Below are 15,061 nucleotides of genomic sequence, written 5' to 3'. Positions count from 1 at the left end.
GTGAAACAGAACTCCCTGAATGGATGGTTCAAGAGCGGCGCCCCCGGCGTCTGGATCAGCGGTGGCGCGGTGGCCATCGCGGTCATCATGACCATTGGTTTGCTGGCTGTGATTGCCGTGCGCGGCTTGGGTCACTTCTGGCCGGCTGACCTGATCCAGGCCAACTACGGCGTGCCGGGCCAGGCCAACCACATCGTCATCGGCGAAGTGGTACAGAAAGAACAAGTGCCGCGCGAGCGCCTGAAAAGCGCTGGCCTGCCGGTGCCGGACGAAGGTCCGGAGTTCATGACCCGCGAGCTGATCAAGGTCGGCAACCGTGACTTGAACGGCAATGACTTCACCTGGATCGTCGGCGAGTGGCTGACCAACCAGACCACGCCTGCCGAGTTGATGGCCATCGAGCGTCGTGAGTGGGGTAACTTCTACGGCACCCTGGTCAACGTCAAGCAGGATGGCAAAGTCATCGCCGAAGGCGAGGCTGCGTGGCCAGAGCTGCAGGCGCGGGTTGAGCGGGTGAACAAGCTGGCTGCCGATCTCAAGACCCTTGAGAAGAGTGACATCGGCGCGATCAACGCCGGCCTCGAGCGCATCCGCCTGCAAGGTCGCAAGCTGGAACTGAACGGCAAGCTCGACGCCACCGCCCAGGCCGATATGGATGCCGATCGCGCCGAGCTGAATGCCCGTTACCAGGCTGTTGAAGCGCGCCTGGCCGACCTGCACGCCCAGTTCAACCGCGACAGCCTCACGGCCCGCGATGCCAACGGCAAAGAGCTGGAAATCAATATTGGCCACGTGGTGCACGCCTACCAGCCGAACGCCATGGGCACCCTGACCAAGATGGGTTTCTATGTCAGTAAGGTCTGGGAGTTCCTCAGCGATGACCCACGGGAAGCCAACACCGAAGGCGGGATTTTCCCGGCGATCTTCGGCACCGTGATGATGACCCTGATCATGGCGATGATCGTGACCCCATTCGGCGTGCTGGCGGCGGTCTACCTGCGTGAATACGCCAAGCAGAACGCCTTGACCCGCATTATCCGTATCGCGGTGAACAACCTGGCGGGCGTCCCGGCGATTGTCTACGGCGTGTTCGGCCTGGGCTTCTTCGTCTACGTGCTGGGTGGCTCGGTGGACCGCCTGTTCTTCCCCGAAGCCCTGCCGGCACCGACCTTCGGTACGCCGGGCCTGTTGTGGGCTTCGCTGACCCTGGCGCTGCTGGCGGTACCGGTGGTGATCGTGGCCACTGAGGAAGGCCTGGCGCGAATCCCACGCACCGTGCGTGAGGGTTCCCTGGCACTGGGTGCAACCAAGGCGGAGACCCTGTGGAAAATCGTCCTGCCCATGGCCAGCCCGGCGATGATGACCGGCATGATCCTCGCTGTGGCCCGCGCCGCGGGTGAAGTCGCACCGCTGATGTTGGTGGGTGTGGTCAAGCTGGCGCCGTCGCTGCCGCTGGACGGCAATTACCCGTACCTGCACCTGGACCAGAAGATCATGCACCTGGGCTTCCATATCTACGACGTCGGCTTCCAGAGCCCCAACGTCGAAGCGGCCCGCCCGCTGGTGTACGCCACCGCGTTCCTGCTGGTGCTGGTGATCGCCACGCTGAACCTGTCGGCGGTATGGATTCGTAACCACCTGCGCGAAAAATACAAGGCGCTGGATAGCTGATTGAATTGAACGCGGACCTAATGTGGGAGCGGGCTTGCTCGCGAATGCGGTGTCTCAGTAATAGATTGGTTGACTGACCTGACGCTTTCGCGAGTAAGCCCGCTCCCACAGGGAACCGAGTTGGAAACAGATTTGAGGTAAACCGCAAGGCCCACTATGAAGCCGCGGTTCAACGAAACGAATTGGTAGCACAGGGAGCATCCCATGCAACATGAAACCCATTCCCACGGCATCAACATGTCAGCCCTGGGTCGCGACAAGCAGAGCCTGAGCCTGGCCGAAGAAACCGTGGCCATCGAAGTTCCGGGCCTGAGCCTGTACTACGGTGAGAAGCAAGCGCTGTTCGACGTCAGCATGAACATCCCCAAGCAGCGCGTGACCGCCTTTATCGGCCCGTCGGGCTGCGGCAAGTCCACGCTGTTGCGCACCTTCAACCGCATGAACGACCTGGTGGACGGTTGCCGTGTGGAGGGCGCGATCAACCTCTACGGCAGCAACATCTACCGCAAGGGCGAAGATGTGGCCGAGCTGCGTCGCCGGGTGGGCATGGTGTTCCAGAAGCCCAACCCGTTCCCCAAGACCATCTACGAAAACGTGGTCTATGGCCTGCGCATCCAGGGCATCAACAAAAAGCGCATCCTCGACGAAGCAGTGGAGTGGGCCCTCAAGGGCGCGGCGCTGTGGGATGAGGTCAAGGACCGCCTGCACGAATCGGCCCTCGGCCTGTCCGGCGGCCAGCAGCAGCGTCTGGTGATTGCCCGGACCATCGCCGTGGAGCCGGAAGTACTGCTGCTCGACGAACCGTGCTCGGCACTCGATCCGATCTCGACGCTGAAAGTCGAAGAGCTGATCTACGAGCTCAAGTCCAAGTTCACCATCGTCATCGTGACCCACAACATGCAACAGGCGGCACGGGTTTCCGATTACACCGCGTTCATGTACATGGGCAAACTGGTGGAATTCGGCGATACCGATACCCTGTTCACCAATCCGGCGAAGAAGCAGACCGAAGACTACATCACCGGTCGTTACGGCTAGGAAGCTGTGGTTCTGATTGCACTGACGCTGCGGTTCTCCGCACCTTACCGGACGCTCCAAGGACGCCAACATGATTAGCAAAGAAGGCCTTACCCACCACATCTCCGCGCAGTTCAACGCCGAGCTTGAGGAAGTGCGCAGCCACCTCCTGGCCATGGGCGGGCTGGTGGAGAAGCAAGTCAACGACGCGGTCACCGCGCTGATCGAGGCCGACTCGGGCCTGGCCCAGCAAGTGCGCGAGATCGACGACCAGATCAACCAGATGGAGCGCAACATTGACGAGGAATGCCTGCGCATCCTCGCCCGTCGCCAGCCGGCGGCGTCCGACCTGCGTTTGATCATCAGCATTTCCAAGTCGGTGATCGACCTCGAGCGTATCGGCGACGAAGCCACCAAAATCGCCCGTCGCGCTATCCAGTTGTGCGAAGAAGGTGAAGCGCCACGCGGTTACGTCGAAGTGCGCCACATCGGTGACCAGGTGCGCAACATGGTGCGCGACGCGCTGGATGCCTTTGCGCGCTTTGACGCCGACCTGGCATTGTCCGTGGCCCAGTACGACAAGATTATCGACCGCGAGTACAAGACCGCCCTGCGTGAGCTGGCGACCTACATGATGGAAGACCCGCGCTCTATCTCGCGGGTGTTGAGCATCATCTGGGTGCTGCGTTCCCTGGAGCGGATCGGCGACCACGCGCGCAATATCTCGGAATTGGTGATTTATCTGGTGCGCGGCACCGACGTACGGCACATGGGCCTCAAGCGCATGAAAGCCGAAGTTGAAGGCACAGCCGATCAAATCCCTAATGTTCCGGCCGAATCTGACGATAAGTAAGATTGCCCGAGAAATAAACGCCCGACCTCTGGTCGGGCGTTTGCGTTTGTGGCGTATGAGTTTTGCGCTGCGGGCGGCTGTAAAGTCCCGGCGTGACTGACGAGTTTTTGGCAAAATGCCATCAGTTAAGCGTTTTGCTTGCCGGGGTTTTGAGAGGATGAAGGGTCGATGAGTAAAGTCAGTGTATTGGTGGTGGATGACGCCTCGTTTATTCGCGACCTGGTGAAGAAGTGCCTGCGTAACTACTTCCCCGGTATCAAGATTGAAGATGCGGTGAACGGCAAAAAGGCCCAGGCCATCCTGATGCGCGAAACCTTCGACATGGTGCTGTGCGACTGGGAAATGCCGGAAATGTCTGGCCTGGAACTGTTGACCTGGTGCCGTGAGCAGCCTCAGCTCAAGTCCATGCCGTTTGTCATGGTCACCAGCCGCGGCGACAAGGAAAACGTGGTCCAGGCCATCCAGGCCGGCGTCTCCGGTTATGTCAGCAAGCCGTTCACCAACGAGCAATTGCTGAACAAGGTCAAGCAGGCCCTGAACAAGATCGGCCGCCTCGACGCCTTGCTGGCCAGCGCGCCGACCAAGATGAACTCGGCCTTTGGCAACGACTCCCTCAGCGCCCTGACCGGCGGCAAGCCCGAAGCGGTCAAGCCGGCCCCGGTGGCTGCGCCGAGCAAAGGTTTGCTCAACAGCCCGGCAGTGCAGCCCACCGCCGCCCCCTCGGCCGCCAGCGGTCGCGGCCAGGGCCAACTGCGCCTGTCCAGTGGCACCCAGCAATGTGTGATCAAGGGCCTGAGCATCAAGGAGGCGCTGCTGGTGGTACGCCGGGGCGACGTCCTGCCACAAGTGCTGGAAAGCGCGGTGCTCGACCTTGAACAAGGCGAGAACGCCGAAACCGCACGCCTCAACGGCTACCTGCACGCCATCGTCGCCTACGAGCCGCGCCCTGACAGCGACTGGCTGCAACTGACCTTCCGCTTTATCGACCAGGACGCGCAGAAGCTCGACTACATCTCCCGGCTGATTGCCCGGGGCACCGCGCAGAAGCATTTTGTGCCGGGTGCCTGAAGCAAAACCTCGATCACCTGTGGGCGCTGGCTTGCCAGCGATCTCGGTCTGTCTGTCGCTGCATCAGTGACAGGCAAGCCGACTCCTACAGGGGTCGTTAGTCCACACAACATTGTCATGAATCCTTGCTAGCCTGCCGTTCAGTCATACCCGGCAGGTTTATCCGATGCTTGTGCGTTTAATGTTGTTTTGTGGCCTGTGCGCGGTCGCTTCATCGACCCTGGCCATGACCCTCTATCGTTCCACCGATGCCCGTGGCGTGGTGTTTTTCAGCGACCAGAAGACTCCTGGCGCCCAGGCGTTTGTCTTCCAGGAGCGCCGTGTGGCGTCGGTAAAGCGCCAGGCGCTTGATCCCCAGCCGCCACGTCACCTGCGGCCCGCCCAGTTCCAGCGTTACGCCTTGCCCTGGCGTGGCGGTCCGTTCCGCCTGACCCAGGGCCCTGGGGGCACGTTCAGTCACTCTGACGTCAAGAGTCGCTACGCCATGGATATCGCCATGCCTGAGGGCACGCCGATCATCGCTGCGCGGGGCGGCTTGGTGGTGAAGACCGAGAACAACCAAGCCGGGCGCGGCAGTGACCCTTCGGGCAACTTCGTGCGGGTGTTGCACGATGACGGCACCCAGGGCGTGTATCTGCACCTCAAGCAAGGGTCGGTCAGCGTCAGGGACGGGCAGCGCGTGGGGGTGGGCAGCCTGCTGGGGCTATCGGGCAATACCGGCAACAGCAGCGGGCCACACCTGCATTTTGTGGTGCAGCGCGATACGGGGGCGGGGTGGGTGTCGATTCCGTATGAGTTCACGCAGCCGGTACAGGCCTTGCCCAACTTTGCGTCGGGGTTGTAGGAGCCGGCAAGCCGACTCCTACAGGGGTTCAGTCGAGCATCAGGACCTTGGCCAGCACGATTTTCGGGCCTTTCATCTTCTTGATGATGATCCGCAGGCCTTCCACTTCCAGCACTTCTTCCTCTTCCGGCACCCGGTTGAGGGTGTCGTAGATCAGGCCGGCGAGGGTTTCGGCTTCGATGTGGTCCAGGTCGATACCCAGTAGGCGCTCGATCTTGAACAGCGGCGTGTCACCACGCACCAGCAGCTTGCCCGGCTGGTAGGCGAGAATGCCGCGCTCGGCCTTGCGGTGTTCGTCCTGGATATCGCCCACCAGCACTTCCAGCACGTCTTCCATGGTCAGGTAGCCGATGATGTTGCCGTCGGCTTCTTCTACCAGGGCAAAGTGCGCGCCGCCCTTGCGGAACTGCTCGAGCAGTTGCGACAGCGGCATGTGCCGGGATACGCGCTCCAGTGGGCGGGTCAGTTCGGCCAGGTTGAACGACTCGGGAATATGGTCCAGGGCCGCCAGTTCCAGCAGCAGGTCCTTGATGTGCAGCAGGCCGACAAACTCACCCCGCACCGGGTCGTACACCGGGTAGCGGCTGAATTTGTGGCGGCGGAACAGTGCAAGGATTTCCTTGAGCGGCGCGTTGAAGTCCAGGGTCACCAGGTCTTCCCGCGAGTTGGCCCAGTCCACCACTTCCAGCTCGCCCATTTCCACGGCCGAGGCCAGCACGCGCATGCCTTGGTCGCTCGGGTCCTGGCCACGGCTGGAGTGCAGGATCAGCTTGAGCTCTTCACGGCTGTAGTGGTGCTCGTGGTGCGGGCCGGGCTCGCCCTGGCCGGCGATGCGCAGGATCGCGTTGGCGCTGGCGTTGAGCAGGTAGATCGCCGGGTACATGGCCCAGTAGAACAGGTACAGCGGCACCGCCGTCCACAACGACAGCAACTCGGGTTTGCGAATGGCCCAGGACTTGGGCGCCAGCTCACCGACCACGATGTGCAAGTAGGAAATCACGAAGAAGGCAGCGAAGAACGACACACCCTTGATCACTTCGGCCGATTCGACGCCCATGGCGCCCAGCATCGGCTCCAGAATGTGCGCGAAGGCCGGCTCACCGACCCAGCCCAGGCCCAGGGAGGCAAGGGTGATACCCAGCTGGCAGGCCGACAGGTAGGCGTCGAGCTGGCTGTGTACGGTGCGCAGGATCTGCCCGCGCCAGCCATTGGTGTGGGCGATCGCCTCGACACGGGTGGCGCGCAGTTTGACCATGGCAAATTCCGCCGCAACGAAGAAACCGTTGAGCAGTACCAGGATCAGTGCAAAAAGAATCATGCCGAAATCGGCGAAGAGTGTCGCGAGGGTGATACCAGGGGAAGGGTCCATGATGGGGTTTTGCGGGTTCCGTGTATTCAAAAAGGGGTGAGGGCTGTGCCTCAAGGGCGGGCACAAGTCAGGCAATGTAGCGGCTGAAGGGGCGCTTGCCTAGTGGCGGCTGCCGGGTGGATCCGTGAATGCCTGCTGCAGCGGGCTTATGCGGGAGCTGGCTTGCCTGCGATGCAGGCGCCTGGGGCTTACAGAAGCACCCAGGAGATGCTATGGCAGGCAAGCCCGGTCCCACCGGCGGTGGGGGGTATTTTCAGATTAATCCTTCACCGCGATTGTTTGCGCATGGGTGACCTGGGTCGGCGCGAAGTGGCAGGTAAAGGTACTGCCGTGGCCCAGCACACTGCTGATTTCCAGGCGGGCCCGATGACGCAGCAACACATGCTTGACGATCGCCAGGCCCAGCCCGGTGCCGCCGGTGTTGGAGTTACGGCTGGAGTCGACGCGGTAGAAACGCTCGGTCAGGCGTGGCAAGTGCTTGCTGTCGATACCAATCCCCGAATCCTGCACGCTCAGGTGCGCCCCTTGGTGATCGGCCCACCAGCGGATGCGGATCGTGCCTTTGTCCTGGGTGTACTTCACGGCGTTGAACACCAGGTTGGAAAAGGCGCTGCGCAACTCGCCCTCGCTGCCCTTGAGCAGCACCGACGGGTCGGCTTCCAGGGTAATGATCTGGCCGCGCTCGCCGGACAAGGCCTGGGCATCGTTCTTGATGGTCTGCAGCAGGCCCTGTACGGCCACGGGGTGGTTGTCCGAGGGGTAGTCGGTGGCTTCCAGCTTGGCCAGCAGCAGCAGGTCGTTGAGCAGGGTCTGCATGCGTGAGCCTTGTTGCTGCATTTGCTGCAAGGCACGGCTCCAGCGCGGGTTGACCTCTTCGACGTTGTCCAGCAGCGTCTCCAGGTAGCCACAGATCACGGTCAGGGGCGTACGCAATTCGTGGGAGACGTTGGCGACGAAATCCTTGCGCATCTGTTCCAACTGATGGATGCGGGTGACGTCGCGCACCAGCATCAAATGCTCGTTGTTGCCGTAGCGCGTGAGGTACAGCTGGATGCGCACCCGGTCGTTGGTGGGCGAGGGGATTTCCAGGGCTTCCTCATAGTTTTCCTGCTCGAAGTATTCCTTGAAGCGCGGATGGCGTACCAGGTTGGTCACCGGCTGGCCGCTGTCCTGAGGCGTCTTCAGGCCCAGCAGGGTCTCGGCGGCGCGGTTCCACCATTCCAGGTTGCCGTCGCTGTCGAGCATGATCACCGCGTCCTTGAGCGCGGCAGTCGACTCCTGGACCCGGTCGATCACCGCCTGCAGGCGGCCACGTACCCGCTGATCGCGGCGTTGCAGGTGGTAGATGCTGTCAAACACCTCGCCCCACAGGCCGTAGCCGTCGGGTGGTGCCTCGTCGGGTTTGTGCTGGCGCAGCCATTCGTGCAGGCGCAGCAATTGCTTGAGGGTCCAGCCCAGGTAAAGGCCCAGGCCAATGGCCAGGCTCCAGCCGTAGTAGCCGCTGATCAGGCCCACCAACAGGCAGCCGGTGACCAGCAAGAGCATGTGGCGGATCAGGGTGCCATGCCAGTTTTGATTCACTTGAACATGCGTCCTTGTCGGCTGTTAAGTCTGAGTGGGGCTGGCTCAGCCCTTGGTGGAAAACCGATAACCGGTACCGCGCACGGTTTGTACCAGGTTCTCGTAGGCATCGCCCAAGGCTTTGCGCAGGCGGCGGATATGCACGTCCACGGTGCGTTCCTCGACATACACATTGCCGCCCCACACCTGATCGAGCAATTGCCCGCGGGTGTAGGCGCGCTCCTGGTGGGTCATGAAGAACTGCAACAGGCGGTATTCGGTGGGGCCCATCTCGGCAGGTTTGCCGTCGATGGTCACGCGGTGGCTGATCGGGTCCAGCAGCAGGCCACCGACTTCAATCGGTGCCTCGCCATCGGTCGGGCCGGCGCGGCGCAGCACGGCCTTCAGGCGGGCAACCAGTTCCCGTGGGGAAAATGGCTTGGTGATGTAGTCGTCGGCGCCGACTTCCAGGCCCTGGATCTTGTTGTCCTCTTCGCCCTTGGCGGTGAGCATGATGATCGGGATATCCCCGGTCAGCTCATCGCGCTTGAGGCGCCGAGCCAATTCGATGCCGGAGGTGCCGGGCAGCATCCAGTCCAGCAGGATCAGGTCCGGCTTGCGGTCGACGATAATGGCGTGGGCCTGCTGGGAGTTCTCTGCCTCCAGGCAGTCATAGCCGGCCATTTCCAACGCAACGGCGATCATTTCGCGAATGGGCGCTTCGTCGTCAACGATCAGAATGCTCCTGCCAACCATGCTAAGTCCTCTTGTCATTTAACTGTCTTGCGCCGCATTAGATAACGGAATTATTGCAGTCGTGTGACAGTATTTTACTGGCCTGCGCAATAGGCGTGGTCCTGAACTACGCTTTGAGTCCGAATCCTGACAACCGCAAAAGGAAGGTTCCGATGAATCAACGTACTTTTTCCTGGAAAGCCCTGCTGGTCACGGCGGCGTTGACCCTGCCGACACTGGCTTTCGCGGCAGAGCCCGCCATGACTAAAGACGGGATGTTGGTGGATCACAAGGAGATGACCCTCTACACCTTCGCCAAGGATGCCGACGGCAAGTCCATGTGCAATGACAAGTGCGCGACCAACTGGCCGCCGTTGAAGGCCGAGTCCACCGATAAACCGATGGGCAAGTGGACCGTGATCACCCGTGACGACAACACCAGCCAGTGGGCCTATGGCGGCAAGCCGCTGTACACCTTCATCATGGACAAAAAAGCTGGCGACGCGACCGGCGACGGCAAAATGGACGGGGCCTGGAAGATCGCCAAACCCTAAGCCATTACTGTGGCATGCGGGCTCCTCGTGATGAGGGTGTGGCCCGCTCGCCACGGTTATCGCAGGGCGTAGTCAGCGACAATCCCGAGGAAGATCGCCAACCCCGCCCAATGGTTGTGCAAAAATGCCTTGAAGCACTTCATCCGGTCCCGATCCCGGGTGTACCAGAACTCCCAGGCAAAACACCCTGCTGCCGCCAGCAACCCCAGGTGGAACCAACCGCCCAGCTCGAAGCGTGAGCCCGCCAGCAGCAGACAGAGCAGCGCCAAACCCTGCAGGGTGAGGATGATCATCCGGTCGGCATCGCCAAACAGGATCGCGGTGGATTTGACGCCGATTTTCAAATCATCATCGCGGTCAGTCATCGCGTAATAGGTGTCGTAGGCCACCGTCCACAGCAGGTTGGCGATATACAGCAACCACGCAATGGCCGGCAGGCTGCCGGTCTCGGCGGTAAACGCCATGGGCATGCCCCAGGAAAACGCCGCGCCCAGCACCACTTGCGGGTAATAGGTGTAGCGCTTCATGAACGGGTAGCTGACCGCCAGCGCCAGGCCGCCCAGGGACAGCCAGATGGTCGCGGCGTTGGTCAGCAGCACCAGCACAAAGCTGATGCTCATCAATACGGCAAAAAACACCAGGGCTTCTTTCGAGCTGATCTTGCCGCTCGCCAACGGGCGTTGCGCGGTGCGCTTCACGTGGCCGTCGACCTTGCGGTCAGCCCAGTCATTGATGACGCAACCCCCGGCTCGGGTCAGCGCGACGCCGAGCACGAAGATCACGATATTGCTCAACGAAGGCGAGCCCTCGCCGGCAATCCACAACGCCCAGAGGGTGGGCCAAAGCAGCAGATAGATGCCGATGGGCTTGTCCATCCGCGTCAGTTGCACGAAGTCCCAGGCCCGTGGGTTCAGGCGGTTCAGGGATTGGAGCAGGCGCTGGTACATCAGCCATTCTCCGCAGATTGCTGCACCGCTTGCCACAGGCTCGGCAGGAACACTTCCGCCACCAACACGCTCAACGCCCCGCGATCAAAACGCGAGCGCCGCGCCCATAAGCCACTGGCCTGATCTGCCTTCGGCAGCCAGGCGCGTGGGTAATGGCAGACTTCGATGGCCTGGCGGCTGAAGGCCCGGTCACAGAACAGCAGCTCACCCAGGGAGCGGCTGCCCAACTCATCCATATGCAAGCCATCGCCCTGCAAGGCACTGCGCGCTGCAACGCTGCGGGCGAAGACCCAGGCCTGGCCGTGACCGCGCAAATACACCTCGCGCACCCAGCCAATACTGGCGGCGGCTAGGTCGAGGGCGGCGCATTCGTCGTCTCGCAGGGGCTGCCAGCCTTCGTACAATGGCGTGACACTGAAGCCGTCGTTGGACAGGTGCGTCAGGCGGCGGGTCAGCGAGCCCTCATCGAACAGCCAGTCGAGGGCAGGAGGCGTGGGCAGGGGGTGCAGAAGGCTCTGGTTCAGCCATTGGCAAGCATCGGGAACGGCAATCGAATGCGGCACGGGGAGTCATTATTGGCAGTTAATGAGGCGCCGAGCTTACCATGCTCACCCGGATTTTTGCCGGGTTGCGCCAGGACATTGGGTCGAACGTGCTTGCATCTGGGCGCCCCGATCAGTACAAAACGCCCTGAGCCGCACAGCAATGCTGGATCTATCGACTGTCGGCCAGTACGCCTGGACCCTGAGGAAGTAAGTAATGAAGAAGTGGCAATGTGTAGTCTGTGGCCTGATCTACAACGAAGCGGACGGATGGCCGGATGACGGGATCGCCCCCGGCACCCTGTGGCAGGACGTCCCGGAAGACTGGCTGTGCCCGGACTGCGGCGTCGGCAAAATGGATTTCGAAATGATCGAAATCGGTTGATTCGCTGAATTTAAGAAACGTACTACAAGGAGAATGGAATGAGCGCACCTGTCGTGATCATCGGTACGGGCTTGGCCGGTTACAACCTGGCTCGGGAGTTTCGTAAACTCGACAGCGAAACTCCGTTGTTGCTGATCACCGCGGATGACGGGCGTTCCTACTCCAAACCCATGCTCTCCACCGGCTTTGGCAAAAACAAGGACGCCGATGGCCTGAGCATGGCGACCCCTGGCGCGATGGCCGAGCAACTCAAGGCCGAAGTGCGCACCCATACCCGCATCAGCGGCATCGACCCTGGCCACAAGCGCCTGTGGATCGGCGAGGAGGCGGTGGTCTACCGCGACCTGATCCTGGCCTGGGGCGCCCAGACGGTACAGGTACCGGTCGAGGGCGATGCCGCTGATCTGATTTTCCCGATCAACGACCTGGAAGACTACGCGCGCTTTCGCCACGCCGCTGCCGGCAAGCGCCGTGTGCTGCTGTTGGGCGCGGGCCTGATCGGCTGTGAGTTTGCCAACGACTTGATCCTGGGCGGCTACACCATCGACCTGGTGGCACCGTGCGAGCAAGTCATGCCGACCCTGCTGCACCCGGCCGCGGCCGCAGCAGTACAGGCCGGGCTGGAAGGCCTGGGCGCACGCTTCCACCTGGGGCCGGTGCTCAACCGCCTGCAACGCACGGTGGACGGCCTGGAAGCCCATCTGTCCGATGGCACGGTGATCGAATGCGACCTGGTGGTCTCCGCCATTGGCTTGCGCCCACGGGTGGACCTGGCGGCTGCGGCCGGCCTGCAAATCAACCGTGGAATCATGGTCGACCGCCACCTCAAGACCTCCCACGCCAATATCTACGCCCTGGGCGACTGCGCCGAGGTCGATGGCCTGAACCTGCTGTACGTCATGCCCCTGATGAGCTGCGCCCGCGCCCTGGCCCAGACCCTGGCGGGCAACGCCACGGCGGTCAACTACGGGCCGATGCCCGTCACGGTGAAAACCCCGGCGTGCCCACTGGTAGTCTCGCCGCCACCACGGGGCCTTGAAGGCGTGTGGAGCGTCGAAGGGCAGGGCGGTGACATCAAGGCCTTGTGCCGCGATGCCAGCGGGCGCCTGCTGGGTTACGCGCTGACGGGCACTGCGGTCATGGAAAAACTGGCCCTAAATAAGGAACTTCCGCCTCTGCTGGCGTAAATGCTGGTCGTTCTGTCGGAATAAGCACCTTTTTCCCCCTAGAAAGGTCGCCGCGAGACTGGCGCAGGCACCAATGGCATGCCATTCTCACTCCCGTCTGCCGCAGAGTAGAGCCTGCGGCGCCTTGGCGCTGCTCCAGCAGAGAGCAGCACGGACATAACAACAAAAAACCGTCAAAGAGGCTTCACCTATGCGTAAACCAGAACTCGCAGCCGCCATTGCAGAAAAAGCAGACCTGACCAAAGAACAGGCCAACCGCGTCCTCAACGCCGTTCTTGAAGAAATCACTGGCGCCTTGCACCGCAAGGACAGCGTCACCCTGGTTGGTTTCGGCACCTTCCTGCAGCGCCACCGCGGCGCCCGCACCGGCAAAAACCCGCAAACCGGCGAGCCGGTGAAAATCAAGGCGAGCAACACCGTAGCGTTCAAACCGGGCAAGTCGCTTAAAGACAGCGTCAACCCGTAAGCACGGCACCGTCTCGAAGGGAGGCGGGGAGGTATGAAAAATGGGCACGCCGACTGGGTTGGGTGCCCATTTTTATTTGCTCTTGAACAGCAACTGCATGCTGTACGCTGCCTTGTTTACACGTTCAAGTGCAATGTTTCTATCAGCTCGCAAGTCTTCCGGTAAATCAAAGTGCCCCATGCATTCGTTTTCCCCGATGGCTTCTCGTAGATGAGTAATTACGCGAAAAACAACATGGTCCCTTCGCCAACAGAGGGACTGCTCTATCCCCGAAAGTTGTTCTGCGGTCGCTGGATGGCTGGTACCACCCATCCAGATTCGCCTTTATAAAGGCAAATTGGATTTTGTCGTAATGGGAGCTGGGTTTTTTATACCCCGGATCACTGAAAAGTATCTTCCAGCGTGGAATACCCGAAGAGCGCAGGCTGCAGAATATCGGCCTGAATAATCGGCGCGACGTGTCTACTATCCTCGATAGAGGCAGGGATCTTTGTACAAAAATGGGCGAACACCTCGATCAAATGGCCGAGCACTGGTGGTATGAGCTCAATGTAGCGTGCGATCACGAAGCCCGGTTCATCGTTTGCATTGAGGGCCGGAAAGTAAAATAAATCGCCGGGCTTAGGTGCTGTCAGATCCGTCATGAATTGGGTTAGTCGCAATAAATAAAAACATTCAGTTTTTTGCTATAAGCACTTTGAAGGAACTTGACTAGATCTTTCAATTCGCTGGAGTTTAAGTTTTTTAACTTTGTCGCTTTTTCGATTTCAGTCACTAAAGGTAGAATTTCGCCGAATAGAATACTTGTGTCGGCGTAATAATCAGAAAATTTGTGCGTCTTTGGGAAATCTTTTCTTGGTGCTGATGCGCCCATAAGAGCGCCATGGGTAGATTCACTCAAGCAAAAAACTGGAGTGTTCTCATTAATGTCTTTCTGATTTTCTGCTGCCATAAAGTCAAGGGGCATAAAAATTTCCGTGTTGGACGGGACGAATATCACAGCACTTTATCAAATGAGGATCGTGATCTGTCAGGTTATCTCTAAATATCTTAAATAAATATTTAAGCTTTTTCCTGTGCCCGGCGGAATAATTGAGAATTTTAAGGGGCAGCGCTCAAGGAGTAAAAAGGTTAATGCGGGAGTTTCTTTGAATTGGCATTTGTAATTTACGAATTAAATGATAAGAATAAGTGATTCTGTCGTTTGTTTTTGAGCGTTCGTGATGTTTTTTGTATGAGTTGTTATTTTTCTGTTAGGTCTGAATTTATTATGGTCATACCTATCCTCGGGATAGCGTAAACCAAATAAGCAGTCAATTACTGTATCGACATTTTTTCCATAGTCCTCAGGGAACCCGATTTTTTCAGCAAGAGCTACGTACAGTTGATCCACGCCTTCTATTTTAGAAAAGTCCAGTTCAATAATCTCTTTTATATTCACAAATTTCACCTGCCAAGGTTGATTTCTATGAATGAAATCATGGGGATTGGAGTGTAATGGACTTTAAATAAAATAGTCCCGTTTTCCCCTTTGGTAAGTTTGCTCGCTTACTATCAGCTGGCCACTTTGCTCTTAAAAAGGCAAGGTGTTTTTGATGGCTGAAAGTTTCTCCACTATGGCACCTCTGCTGATTAAGTGACTCAATGCTTCATCGAGACTCGGAAATGTCAGTATTTCTTCGTTTTCATCATCTTCAATGACTTCCATTTGGGACTCGTCTATTGAGAAAAAATAGGTGTAATACAGATTGTTCTGTTTTTTTATGGCGTATTGAAATAGAAATGAGGCCCCATCTATTTCACGTCTTTCCTCGTAGCCTCGGCGTTTCCCAGCGTTGAGTGCCTCTATGAGATTGTTCATAC

At 59.4% G+C, this 15,061-nt stretch carries 18 protein-coding genes; 9 read left to right on the top strand and 9 right to left on the bottom strand.

Going from position 1 to position 15,061, the window contains the following annotated elements; translation table 11 throughout:
• From pstA to K1X80_RS00425, 5 genes are all read left to right on the top strand, one after another.
• The gene (pstA, locus tag K1X80_RS00445) at positions 1 to 1,671 is read left to right on the top strand and encodes a phosphate ABC transporter permease PstA (protein WP_220172609.1); all 1,671 of its coding nucleotides are present in this window, start codon (positions 1 to 3) and stop codon (positions 1,669 to 1,671) included.
• A gap of 204 nt (positions 1,672 to 1,875) precedes the next feature.
• Positions 1,876 to 2,709: a phosphate ABC transporter ATP-binding protein PstB gene (gene pstB / locus K1X80_RS00440; RefSeq protein ID WP_029289934.1), complete on the top strand. Its 834-nt coding sequence runs from the start codon at positions 1,876 to 1,878 to the stop codon at positions 2,707 to 2,709.
• A 70-nt stretch (positions 2,710 to 2,779) separates the two neighbouring features.
• On the top strand, positions 2,780 to 3,541 hold the full coding sequence (phoU, locus tag K1X80_RS00435) for a phosphate signaling complex protein PhoU (RefSeq protein ID WP_057961181.1): 762 nt from the start codon (positions 2,780 to 2,782) through the stop codon (positions 3,539 to 3,541).
• Positions 3,542 to 3,709: 168 nt separating this feature from the next.
• Positions 3,710 to 4,609: a response regulator gene (locus K1X80_RS00430; RefSeq protein WP_057961180.1), complete on the top strand. Its 900-nt coding sequence runs from the start codon at positions 3,710 to 3,712 to the stop codon at positions 4,607 to 4,609.
• Between the two features lie 166 nt (positions 4,610 to 4,775).
• Positions 4,776 to 5,453: a M23 family metallopeptidase gene (locus K1X80_RS00425; protein WP_220172608.1), complete on the top strand. Its 678-nt coding sequence runs from the start codon at positions 4,776 to 4,778 to the stop codon at positions 5,451 to 5,453.
• Positions 5,454 to 5,481: 28 nt separating this feature from the next.
• Here K1X80_RS00425 and K1X80_RS00420 read toward each other — a convergent pair whose 3' ends face one another.
• The 3 genes from K1X80_RS00420 to phoB all read right to left on the bottom strand — a co-directional run bounded on the left by K1X80_RS00420 (position 5,482) and on the right by phoB (position 9,138).
• Entirely contained in the window at positions 5,482 to 6,822 is a 1,341-nt protein-coding gene (locus K1X80_RS00420; protein ID WP_057440537.1) for a hemolysin family protein, read from the bottom strand.
• Between the two features lie 258 nt (positions 6,823 to 7,080).
• Entirely contained in the window at positions 7,081 to 8,367 is a 1,287-nt protein-coding gene (phoR, locus tag K1X80_RS00415; protein ID WP_178112044.1) for a phosphate regulon sensor histidine kinase PhoR, read from the bottom strand.
• An 81-nt stretch (positions 8,368 to 8,448) separates the two neighbouring features.
• Positions 8,449 to 9,138 (bottom strand): phosphate regulon transcriptional regulator PhoB, encoded by a 690-nt coding sequence (gene phoB / locus K1X80_RS00410; protein WP_003176964.1) that lies wholly within the window; start codon positions 9,136 to 9,138, stop codon positions 8,449 to 8,451.
• Between the two features lie 152 nt (positions 9,139 to 9,290).
• On the opposite strand from phoB, the gene K1X80_RS00405 reads away from it, so the two are divergent.
• Positions 9,291 to 9,671, top strand: coding sequence for a hypothetical protein (locus K1X80_RS00405; RefSeq protein ID WP_057444223.1), 381 nt, complete (start codon positions 9,291 to 9,293; stop codon positions 9,669 to 9,671).
• Positions 9,672 to 9,727: 56 nt separating this feature from the next.
• On the opposite strand, the gene ubiA is transcribed toward K1X80_RS00405, so the two are convergent.
• Positions 9,728 to 10,618 carry a 4-hydroxybenzoate octaprenyltransferase gene (gene ubiA, locus K1X80_RS00400; protein ID WP_057440536.1) on the bottom strand — a complete coding sequence of 297 codons (891 nt, stop codon included), beginning with the start codon at positions 10,616 to 10,618 and terminating at the stop codon, positions 9,728 to 9,730.
• Positions 10,618 to 11,181, bottom strand: coding sequence for a chorismate lyase (locus K1X80_RS00395; protein ID WP_057961177.1), 564 nt, complete (start codon positions 11,179 to 11,181; stop codon positions 10,618 to 10,620). The genes ubiA and K1X80_RS00395 overlap by 1 nt, the downstream gene beginning before the upstream one ends.
• Before the next feature lie 196 nt (positions 11,182 to 11,377).
• Here K1X80_RS00395 and K1X80_RS00390 point away from each other — a divergent pair, with 196 nt between their 5' ends.
• The 3 genes from K1X80_RS00390 to K1X80_RS00380 all read left to right on the top strand — a co-directional run bounded on the left by K1X80_RS00390 (position 11,378) and on the right by K1X80_RS00380 (position 13,198).
• Positions 11,378 to 11,545: a rubredoxin gene (locus tag K1X80_RS00390; RefSeq protein ID WP_032856748.1), complete on the top strand. Its 168-nt coding sequence runs from the start codon at positions 11,378 to 11,380 to the stop codon at positions 11,543 to 11,545.
• Between the two features lie 38 nt (positions 11,546 to 11,583).
• Entirely contained in the window at positions 11,584 to 12,732 is a 1,149-nt protein-coding gene (locus K1X80_RS00385) for an NAD(P)/FAD-dependent oxidoreductase (RefSeq protein ID WP_057961176.1), read from the top strand.
• 190 nt (positions 12,733 to 12,922) lie between these two features.
• Positions 12,923 to 13,198, top strand: a complete 276-nt coding sequence (locus tag K1X80_RS00380; protein ID WP_003213368.1) for an HU family DNA-binding protein — start codon at positions 12,923 to 12,925, stop codon at positions 13,196 to 13,198.
• Between the two features lie 380 nt (positions 13,199 to 13,578).
• Here K1X80_RS00380 and K1X80_RS28000 read toward each other — a convergent pair whose 3' ends face one another.
• The 4 genes from K1X80_RS28000 to K1X80_RS00360 all read right to left on the bottom strand — a co-directional run bounded on the left by K1X80_RS28000 (position 13,579) and on the right by K1X80_RS00360 (position 15,059).
• Complete coding sequence (locus tag K1X80_RS28000; protein WP_258571536.1) at positions 13,579 to 13,842, bottom strand: hypothetical protein; 264 nt, start codon at positions 13,840 to 13,842, stop codon at positions 13,579 to 13,581.
• An 8-nt stretch (positions 13,843 to 13,850) separates the two neighbouring features.
• Positions 13,851 to 14,165 (bottom strand): hypothetical protein, encoded by a 315-nt coding sequence (locus K1X80_RS00370; RefSeq protein WP_120734352.1) that lies wholly within the window; start codon positions 14,163 to 14,165, stop codon positions 13,851 to 13,853.
• 207 nt (positions 14,166 to 14,372) lie between these two features.
• Positions 14,373 to 14,639 carry a barstar family protein gene (locus K1X80_RS00365; RefSeq protein ID WP_162947778.1) on the bottom strand — a complete coding sequence of 89 codons (267 nt, stop codon included), beginning with the start codon at positions 14,637 to 14,639 and terminating at the stop codon, positions 14,373 to 14,375.
• 132 nt (positions 14,640 to 14,771) lie between these two features.
• A complete protein-coding gene (locus tag K1X80_RS00360; RefSeq protein WP_128593294.1) occupies positions 14,772 to 15,059 on the bottom strand; it encodes a hypothetical protein in 288 nt (95 codons plus the stop codon).
• Positions 15,060 to 15,061 lie beyond the last annotated feature (2 nt).

The organism is Pseudomonas sp. So3.2b (genome assembly GCF_019464415.1).
In the GTDB taxonomy this organism is placed as follows: domain Bacteria; phylum Pseudomonadota; class Gammaproteobacteria; order Pseudomonadales; family Pseudomonadaceae; genus Aquipseudomonas; species Aquipseudomonas shahriarae.
The sequence above is the reverse complement of the archived record's forward strand: the minus strand, read 5'-3'. Positions and strand labels throughout refer to the sequence as shown.

Bases quoted from the DNA above. Each gene is read 5' to 3' on its own strand.
- phoB (WP_003176964.1), bottom strand. From the start codon at position 9,138: ATGGTTGGCAGGAGCATTCTGATCGTTGACGACGAAGCGCCCATTCGC.
- ubiA (WP_057440536.1), bottom strand. From the start codon at position 10,618: ATGTACCAGCGCCTGCTCCAATCCCTGAACCGCCTGAACCCACGGGCC.
- pstB (WP_029289934.1), top strand. From the start codon at position 1,876: ATGCAACATGAAACCCATTCCCACGGCATCAACATGTCAGCCCTGGGT.
- phoU (WP_057961181.1), top strand. From the start codon at position 2,780: ATGATTAGCAAAGAAGGCCTTACCCACCACATCTCCGCGCAGTTCAAC.
- K1X80_RS00425 (WP_220172608.1), top strand. From the start codon at position 4,776: ATGCTTGTGCGTTTAATGTTGTTTTGTGGCCTGTGCGCGGTCGCTTCA.
- K1X80_RS28000 (WP_258571536.1), bottom strand. From the start codon at position 13,842: ATGACGGATCTGACAGCACCTAAGCCCGGCGATTTATTTTACTTTCCG.
- K1X80_RS00380 (WP_003213368.1), top strand. From the start codon at position 12,923: ATGCGTAAACCAGAACTCGCAGCCGCCATTGCAGAAAAAGCAGACCTG.
- K1X80_RS00385 (WP_057961176.1), top strand. From the start codon at position 11,584: ATGAGCGCACCTGTCGTGATCATCGGTACGGGCTTGGCCGGTTACAAC.
- phoR (WP_178112044.1), bottom strand. From the start codon at position 8,367: ATGCTCTTGCTGGTCACCGGCTGCCTGTTGGTGGGCCTGATCAGCGGC.
- K1X80_RS00405 (WP_057444223.1), top strand. From the start codon at position 9,291: ATGAATCAACGTACTTTTTCCTGGAAAGCCCTGCTGGTCACGGCGGCG.
- K1X80_RS00430 (WP_057961180.1), top strand. From the start codon at position 3,710: ATGAGTAAAGTCAGTGTATTGGTGGTGGATGACGCCTCGTTTATTCGC.
- K1X80_RS00390 (WP_032856748.1), top strand. From the start codon at position 11,378: ATGAAGAAGTGGCAATGTGTAGTCTGTGGCCTGATCTACAACGAAGCG.
- K1X80_RS00370 (WP_120734352.1), bottom strand. From the start codon at position 14,165: ATGCCCCTTGACTTTATGGCAGCAGAAAATCAGAAAGACATTAATGAG.
- K1X80_RS00420 (WP_057440537.1), bottom strand. From the start codon at position 6,822: ATGGACCCTTCCCCTGGTATCACCCTCGCGACACTCTTCGCCGATTTC.
- K1X80_RS00360 (WP_128593294.1), bottom strand. From the start codon at position 15,059: ATGAACAATCTCATAGAGGCACTCAACGCTGGGAAACGCCGAGGCTAC.